Origin of the sequence: Cytobacillus oceanisediminis (assembly GCF_004366035.1) — a bacterium.
Lineage (GTDB): Bacteria > Bacillota > Bacilli > Bacillales > Cytobacillaceae > Cytobacillus > Cytobacillus oceanisediminis_C.
In genome coordinates this window covers 805073-829816 of record NZ_SOEE01000001.1, presented here as the reverse complement: position 1 = coordinate 829816, position 24744 = coordinate 805073, and the positions used below count along the sequence as shown (strand labels likewise).

Here is a 24744-nt window from a genome sequence, read left to right as displayed (position 1 = left end):
CTTCCTGAAAACAAGGCAATAAACCTCCAGGAGTCATTACCGAATGATTAATATAGATCAGTTATTTTATATGAATGTTAAACAGTTCCTTGTAAATCTCTACTTATGAACCTTTAATCACCCGCCTGAGTCGAAAGTATGTCTGTAGCCTTTAGTTTGTTTGTAAATTTACCCATTCTGTCTTTATAAGGACTCATTCTCGGATTTCTTATTCAAAATCTGTGAATAACTGCTAAAATAATATAGAAAGTCTAACAAAGTTTTTAATAGAAAGAGTTGATATAAATGAGCTGGATTAAAAAGCTATTCCATGTGTTTAAAAGTGATGAGGAAGAATATGAGGAATTTGAAGAACATGCAGATGAGCCTAACTATGAAAAGCAGCCGACTTCTAAAAGAACAAAAGAAAGTTCAAGAGACATAGATGCTAAAGTAGTCTATCAATACCCTAAAGGCCAATTCCGTTTTCCGGTCATACCTGACCATGAAGCAGAACGGGAGAATAAGAGGCAGCAAAGACAGGATCATAATCGACAGGATCATAATCGTGGGAAGCCTGTAAATAAAACTGAAAAACGGAAATCCAGGGCAGGAGAAACGGAATGGCAGAAAAAGCCTGTGGATACTCCAATCCATGAAAAAAGGTCTCCTCGTTCCGCAGATAGGGAGCGGCAAAGGAAGGCTGCGCCAGCACCTGCCAGTGAAGAAAAAATTCTGACCCGTAATGAAAGAGAGGCTGCGAGCAAGAAAAGGCCTTTCCAGCCAACAGAAATTCCATCTCCGATATATGGATTTAAGAGACCACGGCCAAATGCCCAGAAAGATAATTCAGATAACGGGGAACAGGAATATAACCACAGGGAACTTACATACGATGAGGTTATGCGCAAAATTCAGCAGACTCCTCCCAATCGGCCGAAGGTAACCGATGCTGTTTCGGTTGATGAAAGAGAAACTGTCATTTCCGATAAACAGAAAGCTTTCCAGGCACAGGCTTCTGCATTGGAAACAGAGGAACCTGCAGCAAAAAGATACAAAATAGGTGAAGCGTCTGAATTAATGTTTGAAGTACCTGAAGATTACCAAAAAACAGAGCAGCATGAAGAAGCACATCCTGCCTGGCAAGATCATAAGGAACCTGCCAGACAGCTTGGATCTTCCAGACCAGACGATGAATCTCCCAGCAGTGAGGATCGCATAGGTCATAAAAAAGAATCGGAAATCAGCAGATCGCTCGCAAACTTGATTGAAGAGGCTCTGCACGAAGAAGAAAAAGAAGAATACACAGCAGAACTCTCAGGAAAGAGCGAATTGAGATCTCATGCGATCCTTGAGATTGAAGCTGAAAAGGATGCAGAAAAAAATGAATTCCATAACGATTTAGGGATTGATGCTAAAAGTGACTCGGAAAAGTTTATCCATATAAACTTAGAAGAAGGAAACTCACAAGCAGAAGGACCGGAGACGCCTGATAAAGCTGAATTAAGTTCTGATCCTGAAGATAGCGGGGAAATAACAGGCTCGTTCTCTTCTCAGGCTGAGCTGATTTCTGATACAAACAGGGCTGAGGATGCAGAGGAAAAACAGACTGCAGATATAAATGAATGCCTAGAAACGGAAACAAAGTCTACTGCTTCAACCCCGCAGCAGGAAGAAAATGTCCAGGAAGAGAAGAATTCTTCATCAAGAGGGTCAATTCCATTTAATGTCATCATGCTGAATAATGACAGAAAAAAACTGAATCAGCAGGATAAGATGGCAAGACCGTCAGATGAAAAAAAAAATAATATCGCTATGTTTCCGCCAGAAAATATCCAGCAGTCTGCTGCTGCAGCAGAAAAGATCGAGGATCATCCACCGAAGAACCATTTGCCTATGGAAGAACCTGCAGAGCAGTCGCCGCCTGCTTCAGAAATGGACCGATTTGAAGATAAACAGACATATCAGGATGACGAAGAAATTTTTTATTACCAATTCCCTTCCCAGACATTGCTGACATCGCCAGTAATCATGGAGGAAGCTTCCGATTGGCTTTACGAACAGGAACAGATGTTAAACTCTACACTGCAAAATTTCAATGTCAGGGCGAGGGTGGTTAATGTTACTCAAGGACCTTCTGTAACAAGGTTTGAAGTACAGCCTGAACCAGGTGTCAAGGTGAATAAAATCACGAACCTCTCAGATGATATAAAGCTGAGTCTGGCAGCAAGGGATATTCGGATCGAAGCGCCAATACCAGGAAAGCATACAATCGGCATTGAGGTTCCAAACCAGAGAAGCCGTCCGGTATTTATTAGTGAGATCATCAGCACCCCGGAGTTCCAGACTGGCCAATCCCCATTAACGGCTGTGCTGGGGCTTGATATCTCAGGGAAGCCGATTGTGACGGATTTACGGAAAATGCCTCATGGTTTGATTGCCGGTGCAACGGGGTCGGGGAAAAGCGTCTGTATTAACACGATCCTGGTAAGCCTGCTGTATAAGGCGAGTCCCGATGAATTGAAGCTTCTTCTGATCGACCCAAAAATGGTCGAACTTGCACCATATAATCGAATTCCACATTTGGTCAGCCCGGTTATTACCGATGTAAAAGCAGCAACGGCAGCCTTGAAGTGGGCTGTCGAGGAGATGGAACGCAGATATGAGTTGTTTGCCCATGCAGGTGTGAGAGATATAAACCGTTTTAATGAGCTGGCAGAAGAGCATCAGCAATATTCAGAGAAGCTGCCATTTATGGTCATTGTGATTGATGAGCTGGCTGACTTAATGATGATGTCGCCGGCCGATGTGGAAGAAGCCATTTGCCGGATTGCACAAAAAGCCCGTGCCTGCGGAATTCATCTGATTATCGCAACCCAGCGTCCTTCCGTGGATGTTATTACCGGTTTAATCAAGGCGAATGTGCCTACAAGAATTGCATTCTCTGTGTCATCCCAAATCGATTCAAGAACAATCATTGATATTAGCGGAGCTGAAAAATTGCTTGGCCGGGGAGATATGCTTTTCCTTGAAAACGGCTCCTCAAAGCCAGTGAGGCTGCAGGGGACATTTGTTTCAGATAAAGAAATTGATGATGTGGTTGCTCATGTACGGAGGGAACGCGATCCTGACTATTTATTTGAGCAGGAAGAACTTCTGAAAAAAGCTCATGCAATAGAAGAAGAGGATGAGTTATTTTTTGAAGCATGCGAGTTTGTTGTTGATCAGGGAGCAGCTTCCACTTCAAGCCTGCAAAGAAGATTTAAAATAGGCTATAATAGGGCAGCCAGGCTGATTGATATGATGGAAAAACAAGGGTTCATTTCTGAAAATAGAGGCAGCAAGCCAAGGGATGTCCTCATTACAGAAGCTGATCTTGAATCTATACAAGAGACTAGTACATTAAATTAATCCATGGTATTCTTTACTTGCATGTTTAAAATAATATGAATAACAACTACGATAAACGAAGAAAGCATTCTTAAGCTGGCGGGCTGCCGGCATAGAGGCCTGCTCCTTGCAAACACAAGTCAGCAGGCGCACCTGCTTTCTTTAATGTTTCTAAGGAGCTTTAGGGATGAAGGAAATTGAAATGAAGGTTAAAGGAGAAATCAAACGTCTGACAAACCAGACTTTTAAATTCGATGAACGTGTAAGAGATGGCTGGTTTTCAGCGGTTTACTTCCTTAAGACAAGAGAAATTGTTAAGAAATTTCACGAGGATAAAATCGTAACCATGCAGTTTTTCCAAAAAAATCATGCCGTTCTATGCGGTACGGATGAAGTCATTGCGCTACTAAAAACATTTGCGGACCGCCCGGATGATCTGGAAATCCATTCATTAAAAGACGGTGACAAGATTTCACCCTTTGAAACAGTTTTAACCATAACAGGAAGATATCAGGATTTCGGATATCTCGAAGGAATAATTGACGGCATATTGGCCAGAAGAACTTCAGTTGCTACGAATGTCTATAATGTGGTGAAAGCAGCAGGTGTTTCTGGTGTTCAAAAGCAGGTCATCTTCATGGGGGACCGGGATGATCATTATATCACCCAGGCAGGAGATGGCTATGCAGCCTTTATTGGGGGTGCAACAGCCCAGGCCACGCATGCCATGAATGAATGGTGGGGCAAAAAAGGCATGGGAACAATGCCGCATGCATTGATCCAAATGTTCGAGGGAGATATCGTTGCATCTACTAAGGCTTATCAGGAGACGTTTCCTGAAGACGATTTAGTAGCTCTGGTAGACTACAACAATGATGCCATCACCGATTCCCTGAAAGTGGCAAGAGCCTTTGGCAAAGAGCTTAAAGGTGTCCGGGTTGACACATCAAGAACCATGATTGATCAATATTTCTTAAGAAATCAGCATTTGCTGGGAACGTTTGACCCGCGCGGGGTCAATGCAGAACTGATTTTTGCTTTAAGAAAAGCACTGGATGATGAAGGGTTCCAACATGTGAAGATTGTGGTGAGCGGCGGTTTTACTGAATCCCGAATCCGTGAATTTGAAGAACAGGGTGTTCCTGTTGATACCTATGGAATTGGAAGCAGCCTGCTGAAGATCACCACAGGATTCACTGGAGACAATGTAATGATTGACGGTAAGCATGCAGCTAAGGCAGGACGCCGTTATCGTCCAAACCCCCGCCTTGAAAAGGTTGATTAACAGAACGCTATTTACAAGAAAGTAAGGAGCATCCTAAATGGATATGGACGGCTCAATTCTGGATTTACATTCTTTCCGTAAAGCTAAACAGGTTCAGGGAGAGAATAATGCTCTGCGTTTATACACATTAAGCAAGGATTATACGGAACGGACGGCTAATATCAGAGAGAAAGTCCGGGCAAAGCATTTATTTCGGAAAACGCTCGGTCTTGCTCCTGAAGCGGCTTTTTCGCCTATTCAGCAGGAAGTTTTTCAGGATTGGTTTCTCTTTGATTATAAAACCATTCAAGGCTCAACTATGTTTAGTCTGTTCTTAAAGAACAATTACAGGCAGCTTTCAGAGTCAGATCTCATTCAGGGGGCTCTCTTTTTAACATCAGTCATGGAACCCATCCGGATTTTAGATGTAAGTCAAGAGAAAATCTCCGCCTCTGGTGTGGAAGATAACACTTCTTTCCTCTTAAGTCAGCACGGGGTGTTCCAGCCGGACCTGTCAATAGGGTGGTATTTTATTAGAAGAATACCAATCCAGATGTATGATCTTCCTATTGGACCATTTATTTCTATTCAAAGTAATGAGGCGGTTAACCGTTTAACGAGAGCCTTTTCGAAGTCAAAATTAAAGGTTCCTGACCTTACGTGGAGAGCCTTCCTGAAATCTAATGTTTTATTTTTTATTTCTGGGGAATAAATAGCTGGCAATACGTTACATAGTTTTTAGAATCGATTAATGATATAATGATTCAATACATTAAAGTGTAAGTAAATAAAAGTGACAGCGGAAAAGCTTAGCAGCACAGTCATGGAAGCATGTCTTCTTAGGGGATATGCGCAAAACTAGATATATGTCATATACTGTTTTACAGATATACGATGGTTGGAGGTTCTTTATATGACTATTTACCATTTCGTAGGTATTAAGGGGTCTGGAATGAGTGCATTGGCACAAGTTCTGCATGATATGAATTATCAGGTTCAAGGCTCCGATTTTGAGAAACACTTTTTTACTCAGGTGGCACTTGAAAAATCCGGAATAAAGATCCTTCCCTTTCAAAAGGAAAACATACAGCCGGGCATGACGGTAATCGCCGGGAATGCATATCCGGACACACATGAAGAGATTGAGGAAGCAATGAAGCTTGGTTTGCCTGTTGTGCGTTATCATCGCTTTTTAGGTGATTTCATGAAGAATTTTACGAGCATTGCTGTGACGGGAGCTCATGGGAAAACATCCACTACAGGCTTGCTTGCGCACGTAATGCGAGGCGCAAAACCAACTTCATTCCTTATTGGAGACGGTACGGGCAAAGGGGACAAGGAAGCGGAATATTTTGTTTTCGAAGCTTGTGAATACAGAAGGCATTTCCTTTCTTACTATCCTGATTATGCAATAATGACGAATATTGATTTTGACCACCCTGATTACTTTGCCAACATTGAAGATGTGTTTTCTGCTTTTCAGGAAATGTCATGGCAAGTGAATAAGGGGATTTTCGCATGCGGTGATGACGAGCAGCTGCAAAAAATCCAGGCAAAAGTGCCTGTGGTATTCTATGGTTTTGGAGAAGATAATGATTTTCAGGCACGCAATGTAGTTAAAACTACAGAAGGAACAACATTTGATGTATTTGTCCGCAACACCTTCTATGAGACTTTCTCTATCCCAGCTTATGGAGACCATAACGTGTTGAACTCTTTAGCTGTTATCGCTCTTTGCCATTATGAAGAGATCGATGCGAAGATTGTCCAGGAACAGCTTCTTTCCTTTGAAGGGGTGAAAAGAAGATTTTCCGAGAAGAAAGTGGGCTCTCAGGTAATTATTGATGACTATGCCCACCATCCGACAGAAATTAAGGCAACAGTAGAAGCTGCCAGACAAAAGTATCCTGAAAAGGATGTGGTTGCAGTTTTCCAGCCGCATACATTTACGAGAACCCAGGCCTTTCTTGATGATTTTGCATCAAGTCTTAATTTGGCTGACAAAGTTTATCTTTGCGAAATCTTTGGCTCTGCCCGTGAAAACCATGGAAAACTTACGATTGATGACTTAAAGGCCAAAATTCCCAATGCACAAATTCTAAATGAAGAAGAAACGGCTGTACTAAGGAATCATGAAGATAGCGTAATTATGTTTATGGGTGCCGGGGATATCCAAAAATTCCAGCAGGCATACGAAAACCAAATATAAAATCATAAAAAAGGATGCTCCGGTAAGGAAGCATCCTTTTCTATATGATTTTTGAATGTTGATACCTGTCCAGCTCCAGGCGCCGTCGGCTCATGGGTCAAGCCCGATGACACCTGAGGCTTTTTTATTACTTTAAATTCTCCGGATTTAATGCTTCAAGTTCACTAATGACAAATCGCCCGTCTTTACGGATTAATACCTCATCAAAGTAGATTTCACCCCCGCCATAGTCAGGGCGCTGGATGTTGACCATATCCCAATGAATATTGGATTTATTGCCATTATAGGCTTCGTCATAGCATTGTCCAGGTGTGAAGTGGAAGCTTCCGTCAATTTTTTCATCGAACAGAATGTCCTGCATCGGATGAAGAATGTATGGATTAACCCCGATAGCGAATTCACCAATATAGCGCGCACCCTCATCCGTATCAAAGATTTTATTGATGCGTTCGCTGTCATTGGCTTCCGCTTCAATAATTTTCCCGTCTTTGAATGTCAGTTTTACATTTTCAAATGTAAAACCATGGTACGGAGATGGAGTGTTATAGGTGATGACGCCGTTGACAGACTCACGTACAGGGGCAGTATAGACTTCTCCATCAGGGATATTCATTTGGCCTGAGCATTTGATTGCCGGAATATCCTTAATCGAGAAGGATAGATCTGTTCCAGGGCCAGTTATTCTGACTTTATCGGTTTTATTCATTAATTCCATAAGGCTGTCCATTGCTTTGTCCATTTTGCCGTAATCCAAATTGCAGACATCAAAATAGAAATCTTCAAATGCCTCTGTACTCATTTTAGCCAGCTGGGCCATGGAAGCATTAGGATAACGCAAAACCACCCATTTCGTTTTTGGCACGCGGATTTCTCTATGCACTTTTTGTCCGATGGTTGATCCATGGATCTTCATTTTATCATCCGGCACATCAGCCTGCTCGTTGATGTTCTCCCCGGAGCGCAGTCCTATGTATGCATCCATTTTGCTCATAACATTTGCTTCAAACTCAGCCATCATATTGAATTGCTCTTCCTGTGCCCCTAAAAGCAGGGAACGATCAACCTGATGATCTTTTAAGGAAACAAACGGGTATCCTCCAGCTGCATATGCTTCCTTAACCAGCGCGGTCACTAATTCCTTCTGCAGTCCGAAATTTTCAATAAGGACCTTCTCGCCTTTCTGAAGTCGGACTGAATAGTTAATTAAATTTTTTGCCAGTTTTGCAATACGGGGATCTTTCATCGATAAATACCTCCAGTAAATTTATTTTTCCGACAACTAATATTGTACCCGAAATGAAAGGTTTTGTTTAACCTTTTCCAATTGTGCTAAAATTTACTTTAACTGATGAAAATACCTGTTAGAGAAGGAATTTGGACTTCACAAGTGGAATCTATTAATGTACTCCTGGTTTAGAGGCAGTGCATCTGGGTAAAAAGTTAGTATACAGACAACCGGAGGTGTAAGAATTGGAAATTATTTTATACTTAAGTGTAGCAGTCATTGCTATAGCATTTCTTGTTTTGGTCATATATCTGGCGAAAACGTTAAAATCCTTACAAGGGACATTAGATAACGTATCACACACATTGGCAGGCCTTGAAAGGCAATTAGATGGTGTCACGAAGGAAACCACAGTCCTGCTGCATAAAACTAATTCACTGGCTACAGACATTCAGCAGAAATCTGAAAACCTGAACAGTGTCGTGACTGCGGTAAAAGAAGTTGGTGACTCCGTCCGCAAATTTAATGGATCTATTCAGAAAATCACATCTTCTGTAAACACACAGCTTGAACAGAATAAAGATAAAATCTCACAGGTGGTACAGTGGAGCAATGTTCTCCTTGAAATCAAGGATAAGTGGAAAATGAGAAAAGAAGACCCTTATCAGTACAACGTCAGCGAGAAACAGATGCTTCCGCCTGAACGCCAGAGAGAAAGATCAAGATACTAGATTTAAAGGAGGAAAAGGAGAATGAATAGCCAAGACCGTACTCAATTTGATTCAAATCAGGCCAAAACAGATGAAAATATCAATACGAAAGATTTCATGATTGGTGCCTTAATCGGAGGCATGGTTGGCGCAGCTACCGCTCTGTTCCTGGCTCCTAAATCAGGCAAAGAGCTTCAGAGCGATTTAAGCGAAAAGGCTGCCCTATTAAAAGAAAAGTCGGGACAGTACCGTGAAACAGCTATGACAAAAGGTACCGAACTGGCTAATGCTGCAAAAGAAAAAACAACTGTGCTGACCCAATCGGTGACAAAGCAATCCAATGAACTCGTTAATAAAGTAAAAAGCATGAAAGACGCTCAAAATGGACAAGCTGCTGCAAACGGGGGAGCTGAAGAAAATGGAGAGGCCATCTCTAACGAGACACTCCAGGCAGAAGGGAACGCACCAGTAAATGATGCGGAAATCCAAATGAAGCTGGAGGAGACGAAAAAGGCTTTTGACGAAACCGAGCAAAAGTATAATTAATTATATTTGTTTAACCAACGGTGAAGTGGTACGATTACTTCACCGTTATTTAATTTAAAGAGCGAGGCTTTGCCTGGCTTAGTTGAGGAGGCAAGAAAATGAAAAAATTTGATAGCCATGAATCCTTTAATCAAGCAGTAGAATCGGGAGAACAGCTGCTGGTTTTAAAACACAGTTCCACTTGCCCGGTGAGCGGCGCAGCGTATGAAGAATACGAAAGCTTTGTAAAAGATCATCAAGATGTAAATGCTTATTACTTAGTTGTACAGGATGATCGTCCTTTGTCAAATCACATTGCAGAAGCTTTTCATATCAAACATGAGTCTCCTCAGGCCATACTATTTAATAATGGAGATGTTGCCTGGCATGCATCACATTGGAAGATTACATATGATTCCCTGGTGAATGCTGTTAAGGAAAACAGATAAAACCCATCCAATCGGATGGGTTTTTGCTATCAAACAAGAAAATATAAAGTTTTTACACCTCGATAACTGTCTATCGCAAGCAGCCTGCCCCCTCGAGGTCACAAGTTTGTCTAGTTGCGGCTCCCAGGGACTCGGGATCAAAGCCGTTCCCTTCCAAAAGGAAAAACGGCCTTCTTGCAGGAACCGTCTTATGCCTGAGGACCACAGGACAAGGAAGGCTTCGTCAGCATAAACATCGCACGACCGAAAGCGAGAGCTTTTGGGAGGATGCGGGTCATGCAGACGCTGCCACAGGACGGGCGCTCTTAGTCTGCGTTCCTTGAAAGGGCAGTCGCCTCAACATTTCGAGCAATCCTCCCAAAAAGGCAATGAACGCCTTTCCGGAAGGCTTAACCTGTGCTTGCCGGGGGTGAGCACCAGCGTAGAGCTTCCTTGGGTGTTCTTCGCAGGAAAAAGCGTTTTTGGCTTGTTCCGAAGGCACTTCCGCTTTTCTTATATATACTTCACATTTGAATTTTTATTATTTATGGCAGGCCACACGATTTTGAGGTGATCACCAGGCTCTATAGGTTCATGAAAAGATGCCTTTTCCCCATTTTTCAAGAGAACGAAGCTTCCAGAAGATGCTGCAGGCATATCTATACTAACATGGCTGAAGATATCCTGGAAAATAAAGGGGGACCTTGGTTTTTTCACGATTGTTATCGCGTCTCCAGCATGGATCGCATCATCTTCGGTTAGGACAGCTCCTTCCCTCTGAAATTCAAGTATTCCTCTGGAAAGCTCTAATTTCTTACCGTTAAACATGACCGGGATCCTCTGATGTAGTTCCAGCTGCTTTATATCTGCTAATTCCTTTACTGATAATGTGCCTCTTTTTTCAATTCGCAGATTGTCACCATCGTCTACTATGCTATGATAATTCGCCTCAAGGCCGTTTTTAAAAAGCTTTCCGGTATGGCGAGGGAGAAATGTCTCCTTTTCATTAATGCTGATTCTAAAAGGTGTAAGCTCGTTTAATAAAAAGTTTAGGTTCAAGTTTCTTAAGACTTCTTCAAATGTGTCCGGAATTCTGCACTCCACCTTATCACGATCAGCAATGATTTGTTCAAGCGGGACAGCTTTTTCATTACAGGTAATAGCAGGCTGGATTGTGTACTGCTTTTCGTTAATAGTGATAGACTTTTCCGGAACCTCATCAATCAAATCTTTTATGCGGACTTCTGCAGGCAATCCGTCACGTCCTCTTGAAACAGTGATGATATCCCCTGATTTGATTTCTTCATCTAAAGCACTTGTAAGGCAGTTGCGTTTAATGACAGGAGCTTCTCCATGGCTTCCTGGAATCGTAACGCTTTGCCCATTTAGTTTGACTATCATGGCGAGTCCGGGTTTCCCGTAAAGCTTATTCATTTTAATGCCTGCTGCCAGGAGACAATCCCCAACTGTCAGGTTCTTGACCTCGAATAGCCTGACAGGCTGATCGTTGACGTAAACTGTACAATATTGGACCGGAGCTTTTTTAGCAGCGATGGCTATTCCTATTGGGGTGACAAGTTCAGGGCCTTTGTCTGTAAAATCCGGTAAATTAAGCCCGCTAATGGCGTCAATTCCCCTAATTGCAACTCTATTCGCCGGAAGGCCCAATCTTTGTGCTATCCTTTCAGGAAGTCCAGGTGTTAAGCTCCCGCCCCCTACCAGCATGACAGCTTTGGGCGGCCTATTATTCAGCTGCAGAATTTCATCGCAGATGGAATTTGTCAAACGTTCAAGCGCAGGAGAAATTTTTTCAATTGTCTCTTCCCTGCTGACTTCTGTCTGAAAGCCGAGAATATCCTTGACAGTAATTGTATCCGATAAATGCAAATCTCTCTTTGCCTTTTCGGCTAAAGGAAAGTCCAGGAGAAGCTGGTCACTGATTGCCTCAGTTATCTCATCGCCTGCTACAGGCACCATTCCATAAGCTGTAACTGTGCCCATATCTGTAATGGCAATATCGGACGTTCCGGCACCGATATCAACAAGAGCAACATTCAGCCTTCTCATCGAAGGAGGGATTAGTACATTAATAGCTGCGATTGGCTCAAGTGTCAAAGCTTCCATTTCCAGGCCAGCCCTGTGAAGAGCTGAGATTAGTGATTCCACTACAACCTTGGGCAGGAAGGTAGCAATGATTTCAACGGATGCTTCATCCCCCTGCTGATCAATCAGACTGCCGATTTCTTCTCTATCAAGACGATAGTATAAAACGGAATATCCAACACAATAGTAATAATAGCTTTTTTCAGTTTCATGTTTTTCTGCAGCCATTGCTTGTGCCTGCTGAACTGCACTTAATTCAAGGTGAAGTATATCCTGCTTTTGCATCATCGGTTTTCCTTTAATACTGATAGCTGTTTCAGATCTTTCTGTTTTTAAAGCCCTGCCTGCCGCTGCAACGCACACCTTTTTTAATGGGCCGTGTTTTGCTTCCAGTTCATTCCTGATTTCTGCTATAATTTTTGATACAGCGAGTACATCATGGATCTGTCCGTCTAGCATGGCCCTTTCTGCATGCTCCTTAATCACGATGTCTTTCACATGAAATTGCCCGCCGTTTTCCTCGAGAATAATTCCAACCACCGTGCGGGTGCCGATATCCAGTGCAAAAAGCTTTTTCTGTTCGTCCAAAGCAGTACACCTTCTTTGTAAAATTGTCATAGAATGTTTAAATAATGCCCTGAAATCGCTTTATCACTTAAAAGCGTTTAATTAATAAAGAAATTTTTCGTGACATGTCTGAATAATTCATATATAATAACCCTAATTATAAAAAATGTATCACATATCCAGTGGCCGTAAAAGAGAAAGATGGAAATGTTTAACGGTGTTGCGCATTTAGAGGCGCGATATGTGCAAATCCTGAAACCAGCACGGCTTAAATTCAGATTCGAAAGGAAGGGACAGGAAATGAGCAATAAGGAGCTAGATAAACTTCGTGATCGAGTGGATGAGCTGAATCTCCAGCTTTTAGCTTTGATCAATGAAAGAGCAGAACTTGTTCAGGAAATCGGCAGAGTAAAGGAAACACAAGGGGTTTATCGTTATGATCCTGTCCGGGAACGCAAGATGCTGGACTTGATAAAAGAGCATAATGACGGTCCTTTTGAAAATTCAACAATTGAGCATATGTTCAAGGAAATTTTTAAAGCTGGTCTTGAACTTCAAAAAGATGATCATAGAAAGGCGCTTCTTGTTTCACGCAAAAAGAAGCCTGAAAATACGATTGTAGACCTAAAGGGTGAAAAAGTAGGGGACGGCAAACCTCATCTTGTTTTTGGCCCTTGTGCAGTTGAATCTTATGAGCAGGTGGCAACTGTTGCTGAAGCTGTTAAAGCAAAAGGACTTAAGCTCCTTCGCGGAGGCGCATATAAACCAAGAACATCGCCATATGATTTTCAGGGTCTTGGCCTTGAAGGTCTAAAAATCTTAAAAAGAGTGGCTGATGAATACGATCTGGCAGTTATTTCTGAAATCGTAAGCCCTAATGATATTGAAACGGCTGTAAATTATATTGATGTCATTCAAATCGGGGCAAGAAACATGCAAAACTTCGAGCTATTAAAAGCAGCGGGGGCTGTAAACAAACCGGTTCTTTTAAAGCGCGGGATTGCAGCTACAATTGAAGAATTCATCAATGCAGCGGAATATATCATGTCCCAGGGGAATGGACAGATCATCCTATGTGAGCGCGGAATCCGCACATACGAACGTGCTACACGCAATACACTGGACATTTCGGCTGTGCCTATTCTTAAGCAGGAAACACATTTGCCAGTACTGGTTGACGTTACCCATTCAACAGGCCGCAGAGATTTGCTTCTTCCAGCAGCAAAAGCAGCGCTGGCAATCGGCGCAGATGGTGTGATGGCAGAAGTTCATCCAGACCCGGCCGTTGCCCTATCAGATTCAGCGCAGCAAATGGACTTGAATCAATTTGATCAATTCATGGCTGAGCTTCAATCTTCAGCATTGCTGAAAGTATAGCCATATAAATATGGAGAGCCTTCTGCTAGTAGCAGGAGGTTCTTTTTTTACATTTAAAGTGCAAAATTAAGTTTTTTTCAAAAAAACAAGCCTTGACATTGCGGCAATTCCTGGACTGTCGTATGATTAAATACATAATTGTACATGTGTAACCACTCACAAATTAGGATAAAAAATGAGTAGGTTACGTCGTGTTGCTGTAAAATATAAAGTAATTGAAGTGACCGCTATTTAAAGAAGGAGTGTAAGTAATGAATGTAACAATATACGATGTGGCAAGAGAAGCGAATGTATCAATGGCAACGGTTTCTCGTGTTGTAAATGGAAACCCGAATGTTAAGCCTGCAACAAGAAAAAAAGTAATGGAAGTAATTGACCGGCTTGGATACCGCCCCAACGCGGTTGCAAGAGGATTGGCAAGCAAAAAAACGACTACGGTCGGTGTGATCATTCCCGATATCTCCAGCACCTTTTTTGCAGAACTGGCAAGGGGCATAGAGGATATTGCGACAATGTATAAATACAATATCATTCTCAGCAATTCCGACCAAAATATTGAAAAAGAACTGCACTTGCTCAATACTATGCTCGGGAAGCAGGTGGATGGAATAGTCTTCATGGGCGGCAATATTACGTCCGAGCATGTTGAAGAGTTTGAAAAGTCACCTGTCCCGATTGTACTGGCAGGATCTATTGAAGAAACAGGCAAAATTCCATCTGTAAATATTAATTATGAACAGGCAGCATTTGATGTTACCAAGTCATTTATTGAAAAAGGCCATAAAAATGTTTCTATTGTGGTGGGACCCCTTCGCGAGCCGATTAATCAGGAAAAAAAGCTTGCAGGATATAAGCGGGCACTGGAAGAAGCTGAAGTTTCCTTCCGCGATGAATTGGTGGTTGAAGGAGACTATACGTACGATTCAGGTATAGAAGCTTTTGAAAAGCTGCTTGAGGCAGATCCGCGTCCAACAGCTATTTTTGCAGGATCTGATGAAATGGCATTGGGAATTGTCCACGGGGCGGAGGATAAAGGGTATAATATCCCGAAAGACTTTGAGGTCATCAGCTCTGACAATACCAGGCTGGCATTAATGGTCCGTCCACAGCTGACCTCAGTCGTACAGCCATTGTATGATATTGGTGCAGTTGCCATGAGATTGCTTACGAAACTTATGAATAAAGAATCAGTCGATGAGCAAATTGTTGTACTTCCTCACCGAATTGAAGAGCGAAGCTCAACAAAATAATGGACTTGCCGATATAAGAAGAAAGAGAAACGCCTTATTTAAAGGCGTTTCTTTCTGCCAAATTTTAAGCTATCGTACCTGTTTTCGGGGACATAAATAAACCATTACTAATGGCAATTCGCAATGGATCAGGGAGAGAGAGTATGAGAAAGGTTGATATTTTAACACCGGCAGGGTTAATGGTGGGGCTTGCTATGCTGATTTTTGGAATCATGTGGAATGGAGGAGCTGATGGTTTTTTATCCTTTGTTGACCCTTCTTCAATTCTTATTGTTTTGGGCGGTTTAATAGCCGGGCTGCTTGTGAGTTTTCCTTTAAAAGATATCAGGCATATGGGCACCGTTTTTAAGCAGGTTTTTTCCAGTGAAGAGCAAAGCGTTGGCGAGCTGATTGGAACTTTTGTCAAACTCTCTGAGCGTGCCCGGCGTGAAGGGCTGTTATCGCTTGAGGTTGAAATCGGGAAGGTGGAAGATCCTTTCATTCGAAAAGGCGTTTACCTGGCAGTGGATGGTATAGAGCCAGATGTCATTACTGACATTATGAATGCCGAAATTATGGCGATGGAAGAGAGGCACAGAAAAGGGAGAAGCATTCTCGAAAGAGCCGGTGAGTACGCTCCGGCGTGGGGGATGATAGGGACCTTGATCGGATTGGTTCTGATGCTGAAAAATTTGAATGATCCTTCCACACTTGGGCCCAATATGGCTCTTGCCTTACTGACTACTTTATATGGCTCCCTGCTGGCCAATCTGGTTTTTCTGCCGATGGCAGCAAAGCTGGCTTTAAAGACAGAGAAGGAAGTTTTTTTGAAGCAGATTATTATTGAAGGGGTTATTGGTGTTCAATCCGGGCAGAATCCGAGAATATTGGAAGAAAAGCTGAGCGCCTTTTTATCCTCAGAAGAACGGAGAGATTTGGAGAAAGCTGTGAATGAGGGGGAGGCACTCGATTATGAAGCCTAGGAGAAGATCTCCGGAGCCTCCAAAAGGCTCTCCAAGATGGATGGTGACTTTCTCCGATCTCGTCACACTGATATTGGTATTTTTTATTCTGCTGTTTTCGATGTCCCAGATTGATTTAATGAAGTTTCAGGCATTATCCGATTCTTTCCGGGACAGACAAGTGCTGGATTTCCAGCCGTCCATCATTCCTGCAGAGAACCCGGAACAAAATGAAGAAATAAAAGAAAATGAAGATAGCGGGCAATCGGATTCGCTTGATGAGCTTCTGACGGAGATTCAGTCTTTCTTGGATAAGAATGGATTAGAAAAAGTGATTGTGGCGAACAGGACGGAACGGGGGGTTGTTCTCGTTCTGCAGGAACAGGTTTTATTTGAATCTGGAGATGCAAGTCTGATAGACAGTTCATACTCTTTCCTGGATAAAGTAGGAACCCTTTTAGCAAACATGCCAAACCTTGTGAAGGTGGAGGGACATACTGATGACCGACCCATAACTACTTACAGATATCCGTCCAATTGGGAATTATCTGCAGCAAGGGCTAGTACTGTAATCAGATATTTAACAGAAAAGCATAATCTTGATAGTCATAGGTTTATGGCTATCGGCTACGGGGAAACCCGTCCTATCGTCCCTAATTCCGGACCGCAGAATTGGGAGAAAAACAGGCGTGTTGAAATCATTATTTCTGATCCGAAATTTAATGAAGATAACAATAATCATAATTGATAACAGGTCTGTCAATAGTCAGACCTGTTTATTTACATATGCAGAAATGAACAGCGGCCGGTAAAATGTTTCCGGCCGCTGTTCTTATAAAGATTCTGTCATTGTTCTGTTTCGGATCGGATAAAGAACTTTGTCAACTGTCCGGGCATTTTTTTCAGTTATTTCGCTCTTGCGGGGGATAGGCTTATATAAATCAGCAGGATCATCCCATTCCAGGGGAAGAGGGACAGGTGCGTGTTCTTTCCACTTGTTGATCCATTCCTCCGGTATATTACCGTAACAATTAGAGTTTTCAGTCATTTCCAGCCATATCATGGCCCATGCCCGGGGAACAACCCTCCAAATATCATAACCCCCGCCGCCGACGGCAATCCATTTCCCATCACAATATTCATGGGCAATTTCATGGGCCAGTTTCGGAATTTCCCTATAAATCTTTATAGTAGATGACAAATGGGTAAGAGGATCAAGATAATGTGCATCAGCACCATTTTGCGTCAGAATCACATCAGGCTTGAAAAATTCTGCAACCTCCCGAAAAGCTGTACGGTATGCGTGAAGCCAGGAATCGTCTTCAGTAAATGCATCCACGGGAATATTAAAAGAGAATCCATATCCTTTCCCTTGTCCTCGTTCATTTACATTTCCGGTTCCGGGGAAAAGGTATCTGCCTGTTTCATGTATAGATAAGGTGCATACATCCGGGTCATCATAAAATGACCATTGGACACCATCCCCATGATGGGCATCTGTATCGACATAAAGAATACGGGCTTTATACTTTTCCTGAATATATTTTATGGCTACGGAGCTATCGTTGTAGATGCAAAATCCAGAAGCTTTCCCCCGAAAACCGTGATGAAGGCCGCCGCCAAGGTGAAGTGCGTGCTTAGCACGGCCGCTCATGACTGCATCGACGGCTGCCAGAGTGCCTCCTACTAAAAGAGAGCTTGCTTCGTGCATGTTTTGAAAAATAGGTGTGTCTTCTGTTCCAAGACCATAGTTTTCACAGATATCCTCTGGAAGATTTCCCCGGCCAGCGAGCTTGACAGCATTCACATAATTAGGATCATGAATCAAGTGAAGCTCTTCATCGGAAGCCTGGCGCGGAGGAATAATATGACAGTCTTCAATGGCATTGATGTTTTTGAGCAAATCGAGTGTCAGTTTCAGCCTTATCTGATTAAAAGGATGATTTTTGCTGAATTTGTAGTTCAGCAGGTCTTCCGAAAAAATAAATACTGAATCATGTATCATAGTGAAATCCCCGGCAGGCTGGGCCATAAAACATGATGGCCTGCTTTTTTCAAATCTTCTACTACAAGCGTAGGGTTCATTGTCTGTACCCTTATCACCAGTATTTTGTATTTATCATCCGTTTTGTCAGGGTAAACTAGGACACTCTGAATATTTGCTTTTCTTTTGCAGATGACTTCAGCGATTTCAAACAGCATGCCTGCCCTGTTTGGCACCTTTACTTCAATCTGCGAACCTGGCTGATGTGCTCCAGTCAATTGAACTAACGTATGAAGCAAATCGGTTTCTGTGACAATTCCGACCAGCTTATTATCGTTTAATATTGGCAGGCAGCCAATCCGCTGTTCATAAAAAATCGCAGCAATTTCCTCAGCGAAATCAAGAGGGTGTCCGGTAATGATATCTGTCTTCATAATCATTTTTAATGGTCTCTGCAGATCTTCCTTAAATAGTTCTGTATGAAAAATAGAAGGAGTGGCATCACGGATGTCCCTATCTGTTACAAGTCCCTGCAATCTGCCCGCTTCATCTGTTATAGGCAAATGCCGAATTCTTTTTTCGTTCATAATTCTTATGGCGTCGGCGATGGTGTCTTCCTTTGACAAGGCCGTGACATCCGTTTTCATAATTTCTTCAACAATCACTTTAAATGCCTCCTTATAAAATATATGGAGATACATCCATGCCGAAAAAATAGTCTGAATACAGGCATGAATTATGTATTGACGCTATTATTAAGATTTAATACATAAATTTAATACATAAAGCGATTCATAAAGCGCAAGCGGTCAAATTGCTGCACTGAATCCTGATCCACTCTTTTTCCAATGCGGGCCATTAGGCAATTTGCAGGATGAGAACTGATTTCAGGGTCATCTGTGGCATACCATTCAAGACCGCCTGCATTCATCATCTTTTCCATGATTTTCCGATATTCCCATACATTCAGGCCAGTTCCTTTTAAATCCCAGTGCCAATAGTATTCAGTCGTTATAACAATATAGTCTTCCATTGCGTCATCCATCATGGATACTTTCAGCAGGTTCTTTCCTGTCCCTGAACCTCGGAAAGCAGGGATCACTTCTATTGCACCCAATTCTATTAAATCATCCATTTTTCCTTCAGACCAGCGCTCGAGAGGGTCTGGATACAAGTAAGTTACATAGCCGACAATGGTATGCCTGTCACGGGCCACTATAATTCTTCCCTCCGGCAATCCCGCAATTTCAACCAGGGCTTTATGCTGCTGAGCCGGAGGCCTGAAAGCAACAAGATCCTTGTGAAACTCATAATCTGCCAATTTTTCAGGTGAAATTGGCCCCTCAATGATTAATTTTCCATTGGCTGTTTTTAATTCTTTTGCATTATAAGTTTTTTTATGTTCCATTTATTCACCGCCATAGACATGATCAATGTAACTTCTATTATACATAAAAACACGGGGGATAAAGCGCTTTCACATAATTTTCTGTGTAATTTAAATCAGTTTGTGACAATTTATTATTTGGTTCATAAGTAATTTTTTCTCGCTATAAAATTTTAAAAATTGAGAAAATATAATGTTTATACTATAATAATATCAAATCTTAAATAAGGGGGATAATTATATATGAAAGTGGAAGCGCTGCCAGTAACACAAGGGGATTTCAATTTAAAAAGCTATAATGAGCTTTATGAAAATTTTAATTGGGCTGATGCAGAGAAAGAATTTTCCTGGAAAGAAACCGGCCGCATGAATATGGCCTATGAGGCCATTGACCGACATGCGGAATCTTTCAGAAAAAATAAGGTTGCCCTTTATTATCGCGATGGACAGAGAAATGAGAAATATACATTCAAAGAAATGAAGGAACTATCCAATAAAGCGGGAAATGCATTAAAAGCATATGGCGATGTTGAAAAAGGAGACCGGGTTTTCATTTTTATGCCGCGTTCTCCTGAACTCTATTTTGCCGTATTGGGAGCTATTAAGCTGGGAGCCATTGTGGGTCCTCTTTTTGAAGCATTTATGGAAGGGGCAGTCCGTGACAGGCTTGATGATAGTGAAGCAAAAGTTCTGATTACAACACCTGAGCTTTTGGAACGTGTGCCTGTTGACCAGCTGCCTGCCTTAAAGCATGTTTTCCTTGTTGGGGAAAATATTGAGGAAATTGGCCCATATGTGGACTTTAATAAAAGGATGGCTGAATCAAGCAGAAAGCTTCCAATTGAATGGGTTGACGGAAAAGATGGCCTTATTTTGCATTATACCTCCGGCTCTACAGGCAAGCCAAAGGGAGTTCTCCATGTACATAATGCCATGATTCAGCATTATCAGACTGCTAAATGGGTGCTGGACTTAAAAGAGGAAGATGTATATTGGTGCACTGCTGACCCTGGCTGGGTAACCGGTACTTCATATGGCATTTTCGGCCCGTGGCTGACAGGGACTTCAAACCTTATTGTCGGGGGCAGATTTAATCCGGAGACATGGTATAAAATGATTGAGGAGTATGGCGTTTCAGTTTGGTATAGTGCTCCGACCGCTTTCCGCATGCTGATGGGGGCAGGTGATGAGGTTGTTAAAAAGTTTGATTTAAGCTCCCTTCGTCATGTACTCAGTGTCGGCGAACCGTTAAATCCTGAAGTAGTCAGATGGGGCATGAAAGTATTCAATATGCGCATCCATGATACATGGTGGATGACAGAAACAGGTGCGCAGCTCATCTGCAACTATCCTTGCCTGGAGATTAAGCCGGGCTCCATGGGTAAGCCGATTCCGGGTGTTAGAGCAGCCATTGTCGATGATCAGGGAAATGAGCTGCCGCCAAACCGCATGGGTAACCTTGCGATTAAAAAAGGCTGGCCTTCCATGATGAATGCCATCTGGAATAACGAGCAAAAATATGAATCTTATTTTATGCCGGGAGACTGGTATGTTTCGGGAGATTCAGCATATATGGATGAAGATGGATACTTCTGGTTCCAGGGTCGTGTAGATGATGTTATCATGACATCTGGTGAACGCGTCGGGCCGTTTGAAGTGGAGAGCAAGCTTATCGAACACCCGGCTGTTGCAGAAGCTGGCGTTATTGGCAAGCCGGATCCTGTCCGAGGTGAAATAATAAAGGCATTTGTTGCTTTACGAGACGGACATGAGCCTTCTGAAGAACTGGTGGAAGATATCCGTCAATTTGTTAAGAAAGGCCTTGCTGCCCACGCAGCCCCGCGTGAAATAGAATTCCGCGACAAACTTCCAAAAACCCGAAGCGGCAAAATTATGCGCCGGGTGCTTAAAGCATGGGAACTGGACCTGCCTACTGGCGATTTGTCTACTATGGAAGATTAATAGAGGAGACCGCTGCATAAATGAGCAGCGGTCTTTGTTATTCTTTATAGGCTGATAGTTATAAACTTTTTTATATTATTGTTTAGCAAAGTATCCAGAATATATATTTGGCAATGTTATTTTATAAAGAAAAAGCAGAATCCCAAGCCCTGTTTGGGATTCTGCTTTTCTTTAATTAGTTTCTTCACCTTCACCGGGTTCTGATGGTTTCTCAGCATCAGGCTTTTCCTCGGCTGGAGGAGGATCTTTTGGTTTCTCCTCTTTTGGCTTTTCTTCTTTAGGTTTTTCTTCTTTAGGCTTTTCCTCTTTCGGCTTCTCTTCTTCCGTTTTCTTGCCGATTTCTACTACATTGGAAGAAGCAGACTCTTTGCCGGCAATGTCAACGGCTGTTACATGGATAGAGCCGCTTCCAGCCTTGTAGTTTAAGGAAGAGCCGGCTTTTATTGTAGCAACTTTTTTACCTCCGCTGTAAACGCGATAGCCAATGACATCTTTTTCAGGATGTGCTCCCCACGTAATGGTTTGGCCTGAAGCTTTTATACTTGGGGCCGCTGGTGCTTTGCCATTGTCTTTGAGCTGATCTGCACTTGTTAGAATACTCTTCCAGCGTTCTTTATTCGGAATTAGAGTACTTAGATTTGCTTTAATGCCGAAAAGTTTTTGAATATAATCCGGATTTATTACCATTCCAGGTTCAGTAAACTCTTGTGGTGTTGAATCAAGTGCCATATATTTTTTATCGCCAATTCGTACAAGTTTTCCATTGCCAAGGCTATCATCAACTTTTGTTGGGACAAATTTGGCATTGAATAAATCAGTCTCGACTAGGCCAGCTTTAGAACATGCCTCTGAAGGCAGAAGGCCTGAAATGGCGCAGAACGAACGCCTTACGATTCCGCCCGGCATTTTAAAGCTATCGCTCGGATCAACAAGGTCAGGTGCGACGTCATATGCTGCATTCATCAAATCCGCCCAGAGATAGTTATTGCGCAAACTATAGCTTAACGGTCCAGGGGCTTTTAATGATTTAGGCGTATCATATCCTGACCATATGCCGAAAGTGACATTCGGGTTGGATGCCACGAACCATGCATCTATGAATTCAGTACCAGTACCGGTTTTCCCTGCCCAGTCGGAACTGAACTTCAATCTGCTCTTAATCGATGTGGCAGTTCCGCTGTTAATAACGTCTCTCATCATATCGATTGTAAGGTATGCTGTCTGCGGACTGAATACATCAACAGGCTCGGATTTATTCTGGAATATTATGTTCCCGTCTTTGTCTGTGATTTTTTCAATCATATAGGCGTCAATAAACTTCCCGCCGTTGGCAAATGTAGTAAAGGCATTCGTATTTTCTTCAACAGTTACTCCATATTCCAAAGAACCAATGGATGTAGACAAGTTTGTATAGTCAGGACCGATCAGAGAGGTAAAGCCCATCTTTTCCAGGTAAGCGGCAGGCCGCTGTCCGACTATATCCTTATAAAGCTTTACAGCTGGGACATTGTATGAATGCTTAAGTGCTTGTCTGGCTGATACGAGCCCGCTATAGGTATTCGTATAGTTCTTTGGCCAAGGCCTATTTAATCCTGGGCTTAGATATAGCGGCACATCAGGCAGAGTGGTCCCGGGTGCTGCTTTTCCAAGTTCCATTGCTGGAGCATAGACTAAAAGCGGCTTCATGGTTGAACCATTTTGTCTTAGAGCGCTTGTAGCATGATTCAGCTGCTCGCGTTTGTGATCGCGTCCGCCGACAAAGCTGATGATTTTACCGGTTTTATTTTCAATTAAAATGGCTCCAACCTCTACGGGCTCCATGATTTGCTTATCTTCGCCGGTTTCTGGGTCCTTGATCGTCTCAGGTTTGTCTGGCCCATAATAAGGGTAGTTATTTTTCACCTGCTGCATTTTATCATAAATATCTTTGTTGATCGTCGAATGGATCTGGAAGCCATTCTGGCGGATCGTCCGGTCTGCCAGAGTCCTGTATTCCTCTCGGAGCTCGTCATCCTCTTTTAAGTCCTGCTCTTCGTATCCATCATTTTTTGCGAGAATTTTAGTCATGATGTTTACTGCACGCTCTTCAATTTCATACGTCAAATATGGATACTTTTCCAAGGGGCTTTCTGAAGGCGTAGTGAAATCCTTGGTCAGGTCGTAAGCCAGAGCTTCTTCGTATTGCTTCTGGTCAATCTTTCCGTCGTCATACATTCTTTTCAGAACGGTTTTCATTCTGGAGAAGCCTGGTTCCAGATTCTCTTTGACCGTTCCCTCCCTTGTAAAAGGAGTGTAGCCGAATGGACTCTGCGGCAGCCCCGCTATGAATGCGGCCTGAGGCAAGGTTAATTCTTTTGCACTCACCCCAAAAATGCCTTTGGCAGCTGCTTCAACTCCGGCAATATTACGTCCGGATGCATTTCTTCCAAAGGTAGATACATTCAGATATGCTTCCAATATCTCTTTTTTATCAAAGAATTTCTCCAGTCGCAAAGCAAGCAGGATCTCTTTTGCTTTCCGCTCGAAAGAGACTTCATTCGTTAAGATTTGGTTTTTTATCAGCTGCTGTGTAAGTGTACTTCCGCCGGATTGAACAGATGAATTAGTTACTTCCTGGAACAATGCGCGCATAATCGCTTTTGGCACTACTCCGTCATGCTCGTAGAAATATTCATCTTCAGTAGCCACAACTGCGTTAATTAAGTGTTCCGAAACCTCATCAAGCTTGACTTCCTCACGTTCAAGGTCTGTTCTCAGTTTTCCTAAATATACGTTATTTGCAAAGTATATTTGCGATGTCTCTTCATAGTCATAAATATCTTTTTTCATGCTTGCATAGGATCGGATGGGTTCATCCTTTACCAGCGACGCGAAATAACCAGCTCCCAGTCCTCCCGCGAACGCACTGCCAATAACAGCCAGTATGATAAAAAGCAAAGTAAGATTCCAGATAACCTGGTACGTTATACTCGCTCCTTTAGCTGCTTTTTTATTCCCGAAAAGGCCCGGAGTTTGCCTCAATTTGTCAAATAACATCTGAAACTTTTCTTTCATCGTATCAATCCCCCTAAAATCACATCTATTATAGCATATTGCGACATAGTAATATGACAAGGTTCGCCATTTATCTGAAATTTCCTTTTTTCGCATAGGCATTTGACATTTGGCTGATTTTTATGATAAAAATGTTTTATCTTAGACGTTAAAATATTTTACAGGCATTGATGGGAATCCAGTAATGCTTCTATCCCTGTTTCAGAAAGCCGGCGTTCGCTGCGAGCCGGTACAAATAGAAGGATGAATTACCTCCCTGAGCTTTCACTGTCAACCTGCCCAGCAGTTATAGCAGTGGACGGATTATCCGTTATTCTGAAAGAGTGGAGGACAGCTGTCCTCAATTTGGGTGGTACCGCGCAAAAATGATCATGCGTCCCTGCATATTT

At 42.5% G+C, this 24744-nt stretch carries 18 protein-coding genes and 1 other annotated feature; of the genes, 12 read left to right on the top strand and 6 right to left on the bottom strand.

What is annotated here, in order from left to right:
• The first annotated feature begins 285 nt into the window (after positions 1-285).
• From DFO72_RS04175 to murC, 4 genes are all read left to right on the top strand, one after another.
• Positions 286-3390, top strand: a complete 3105-nt coding sequence (locus tag DFO72_RS04175) for a DNA translocase FtsK (protein ID WP_113882558.1) — start codon at positions 286-288, stop codon at positions 3388-3390.
• Between the two features lie 166 nt (positions 3391-3556).
• Positions 3557-4654 carry a nicotinate phosphoribosyltransferase gene (locus tag DFO72_RS04170; protein WP_113882559.1) on the top strand — a complete coding sequence of 366 codons (1098 nt, stop codon included), beginning with the start codon at positions 3557-3559 and terminating at the stop codon, positions 4652-4654.
• A 37-nt stretch (positions 4655-4691) separates the two neighbouring features.
• Positions 4692-5345 (top strand): hypothetical protein, encoded by a 654-nt coding sequence (locus DFO72_RS04165; RefSeq protein WP_113882560.1) that lies wholly within the window; start codon positions 4692-4694, stop codon positions 5343-5345.
• Between the two features lie 201 nt (positions 5346-5546).
• Positions 5547-6842, top strand: a complete 1296-nt coding sequence (gene murC / locus DFO72_RS04160; protein WP_113882561.1) for a UDP-N-acetylmuramate--L-alanine ligase — start codon at positions 5547-5549, stop codon at positions 6840-6842.
• Between the two features lie 127 nt (positions 6843-6969).
• On the opposite strand, the gene DFO72_RS04155 is transcribed toward murC, so the two are convergent.
• Positions 6970-8085 (bottom strand): aminopeptidase, encoded by a 1116-nt coding sequence (locus DFO72_RS04155; protein WP_113882562.1) that lies wholly within the window; start codon positions 8083-8085, stop codon positions 6970-6972.
• A 227-nt stretch (positions 8086-8312) separates the two neighbouring features.
• Between DFO72_RS04155 and DFO72_RS04150 the strand changes: the two genes are divergently transcribed.
• The 3 genes from DFO72_RS04150 to ytxJ all read left to right on the top strand — a co-directional run bounded on the left by DFO72_RS04150 (position 8313) and on the right by ytxJ (position 9751).
• Positions 8313-8798, top strand: coding sequence for a DUF948 domain-containing protein (locus DFO72_RS04150; protein ID WP_113882563.1), 486 nt, complete (start codon positions 8313-8315; stop codon positions 8796-8798).
• 21 nt (positions 8799-8819) lie between these two features.
• A complete protein-coding gene (locus DFO72_RS04145; RefSeq protein WP_113882564.1) occupies positions 8820-9323 on the top strand; it encodes a YtxH domain-containing protein in 504 nt (167 codons plus the stop codon).
• 98 nt (positions 9324-9421) lie between these two features.
• Entirely contained in the window at positions 9422-9751 is a 330-nt protein-coding gene (ytxJ, locus tag DFO72_RS04140; RefSeq protein ID WP_113882565.1) for a bacillithiol system redox-active protein YtxJ, read from the top strand.
• Between the two features lie 492 nt (positions 9752-10243).
• On the opposite strand, the gene pilM is transcribed toward ytxJ, so the two are convergent.
• On the bottom strand, positions 10244-12421 hold the full coding sequence (gene pilM / locus DFO72_RS04135; protein WP_113882566.1) for a cell division protein FtsA: 2178 nt from the start codon (positions 12419-12421) through the stop codon (positions 10244-10246).
• 279 nt (positions 12422-12700) lie between these two features.
• Between pilM and DFO72_RS04130 the strand changes: the two genes are divergently transcribed.
• The 4 genes from DFO72_RS04130 to motS all read left to right on the top strand — a co-directional run bounded on the left by DFO72_RS04130 (position 12701) and on the right by motS (position 16716).
• The gene (locus DFO72_RS04130; protein WP_113882851.1) at positions 12701-13777 is read left to right on the top strand and encodes a bifunctional 3-deoxy-7-phosphoheptulonate synthase/chorismate mutase; all 1077 of its coding nucleotides are present in this window, start codon (positions 12701-12703) and stop codon (positions 13775-13777) included.
• A 251-nt stretch (positions 13778-14028) separates the two neighbouring features.
• Positions 14029-15027 (top strand): catabolite control protein A, encoded by a 999-nt coding sequence (ccpA, locus tag DFO72_RS04125; RefSeq protein WP_113882567.1) that lies wholly within the window; start codon positions 14029-14031, stop codon positions 15025-15027.
• A gap of 143 nt (positions 15028-15170) precedes the next feature.
• A complete protein-coding gene (gene motP / locus DFO72_RS04120) occupies positions 15171-15989 on the top strand; it encodes a flagellar motor protein MotP (RefSeq protein WP_113882568.1) in 819 nt (272 codons plus the stop codon).
• A complete protein-coding gene (motS, locus tag DFO72_RS04115; protein ID WP_113882569.1) occupies positions 15979-16716 on the top strand; it encodes a flagellar motor protein MotS in 738 nt (245 codons plus the stop codon). The genes motP and motS overlap by 11 nt, the downstream gene beginning before the upstream one ends.
• 84 nt (positions 16717-16800) lie before the next feature.
• Here the strand turns inward: motS and DFO72_RS04110 are convergent, their stop codons facing one another.
• From DFO72_RS04110 to DFO72_RS04100, 3 genes are all read right to left on the bottom strand, one after another.
• Entirely contained in the window at positions 16801-17973 is a 1173-nt protein-coding gene (locus DFO72_RS04110) for an acetoin utilization protein AcuC (protein WP_113882570.1), read from the bottom strand.
• Complete coding sequence (locus DFO72_RS04105) at positions 17970-18617, bottom strand: acetoin utilization AcuB family protein (RefSeq protein ID WP_113882571.1); 648 nt, start codon at positions 18615-18617, stop codon at positions 17970-17972. The genes DFO72_RS04110 and DFO72_RS04105 overlap by 4 nt, the downstream gene beginning before the upstream one ends.
• A 110-nt stretch (positions 18618-18727) precedes the next feature.
• The gene (locus DFO72_RS04100; protein ID WP_113882572.1) at positions 18728-19360 is read right to left on the bottom strand and encodes a GNAT family N-acetyltransferase; all 633 of its coding nucleotides are present in this window, start codon (positions 19358-19360) and stop codon (positions 18728-18730) included.
• A 222-nt stretch (positions 19361-19582) separates the two neighbouring features.
• Between DFO72_RS04100 and acsA the strand changes: the two genes are divergently transcribed.
• Positions 19583-21301, top strand: a complete 1719-nt coding sequence (gene acsA / locus DFO72_RS04095; protein ID WP_113882573.1) for an acetate--CoA ligase — start codon at positions 19583-19585, stop codon at positions 21299-21301.
• A 171-nt stretch (positions 21302-21472) separates the two neighbouring features.
• On the opposite strand, the gene DFO72_RS04090 is transcribed toward acsA, so the two are convergent.
• Positions 21473-24355, bottom strand: a complete 2883-nt coding sequence (locus DFO72_RS04090; RefSeq protein ID WP_113882574.1) for a transglycosylase domain-containing protein — start codon at positions 24353-24355, stop codon at positions 21473-21475.
• Between the two features lie 158 nt (positions 24356-24513).
• Positions 24514-24739, top strand: a binding site (T-box leader).
• The last annotated feature ends 5 nt before the right edge of the window (positions 24740-24744 follow it).

What these genes read in the sequence shown, in the direction of transcription:
- motS (WP_113882569.1), top strand. Translation starts at nt 15,979, where the DNA reads ATGAAGCCTAGGAGAAGATCTCCGGAGCCTCCAAAAGGCTCTCCAAGA.
- acsA (WP_113882573.1), top strand. Translation starts at nt 19,583, where the DNA reads ATGAAAGTGGAAGCGCTGCCAGTAACACAAGGGGATTTCAATTTAAAA.
- DFO72_RS04175 (WP_113882558.1), top strand. Translation starts at nt 286, where the DNA reads ATGAGCTGGATTAAAAAGCTATTCCATGTGTTTAAAAGTGATGAGGAA.
- ccpA (WP_113882567.1), top strand. Translation starts at nt 14,029, where the DNA reads ATGAATGTAACAATATACGATGTGGCAAGAGAAGCGAATGTATCAATG.
- DFO72_RS04100 (WP_113882572.1), bottom strand. Translation starts at nt 19,360, where the DNA reads ATGGAACATAAAAAAACTTATAATGCAAAAGAATTAAAAACAGCCAAT.
- DFO72_RS04090 (WP_113882574.1), bottom strand. Translation starts at nt 24,355, where the DNA reads ATGAAAGAAAAGTTTCAGATGTTATTTGACAAATTGAGGCAAACTCCG.
- DFO72_RS04165 (WP_113882560.1), top strand. Translation starts at nt 4,692, where the DNA reads ATGGATATGGACGGCTCAATTCTGGATTTACATTCTTTCCGTAAAGCT.
- motP (WP_113882568.1), top strand. Translation starts at nt 15,171, where the DNA reads ATGAGAAAGGTTGATATTTTAACACCGGCAGGGTTAATGGTGGGGCTT.
- DFO72_RS04170 (WP_113882559.1), top strand. Translation starts at nt 3,557, where the DNA reads ATGAAGGAAATTGAAATGAAGGTTAAAGGAGAAATCAAACGTCTGACA.
- ytxJ (WP_113882565.1), top strand. Translation starts at nt 9,422, where the DNA reads ATGAAAAAATTTGATAGCCATGAATCCTTTAATCAAGCAGTAGAATCG.
- DFO72_RS04155 (WP_113882562.1), bottom strand. Translation starts at nt 8,085, where the DNA reads ATGAAAGATCCCCGTATTGCAAAACTGGCAAAAAATTTAATTAACTAT.
- murC (WP_113882561.1), top strand. Translation starts at nt 5,547, where the DNA reads ATGACTATTTACCATTTCGTAGGTATTAAGGGGTCTGGAATGAGTGCA.
- DFO72_RS04145 (WP_113882564.1), top strand. Translation starts at nt 8,820, where the DNA reads ATGAATAGCCAAGACCGTACTCAATTTGATTCAAATCAGGCCAAAACA.
- DFO72_RS04110 (WP_113882570.1), bottom strand. Translation starts at nt 17,973, where the DNA reads ATGATACATGATTCAGTATTTATTTTTTCGGAAGACCTGCTGAACTAC.
- DFO72_RS04130 (WP_113882851.1), top strand. Translation starts at nt 12,701, where the DNA reads ATGAGCAATAAGGAGCTAGATAAACTTCGTGATCGAGTGGATGAGCTG.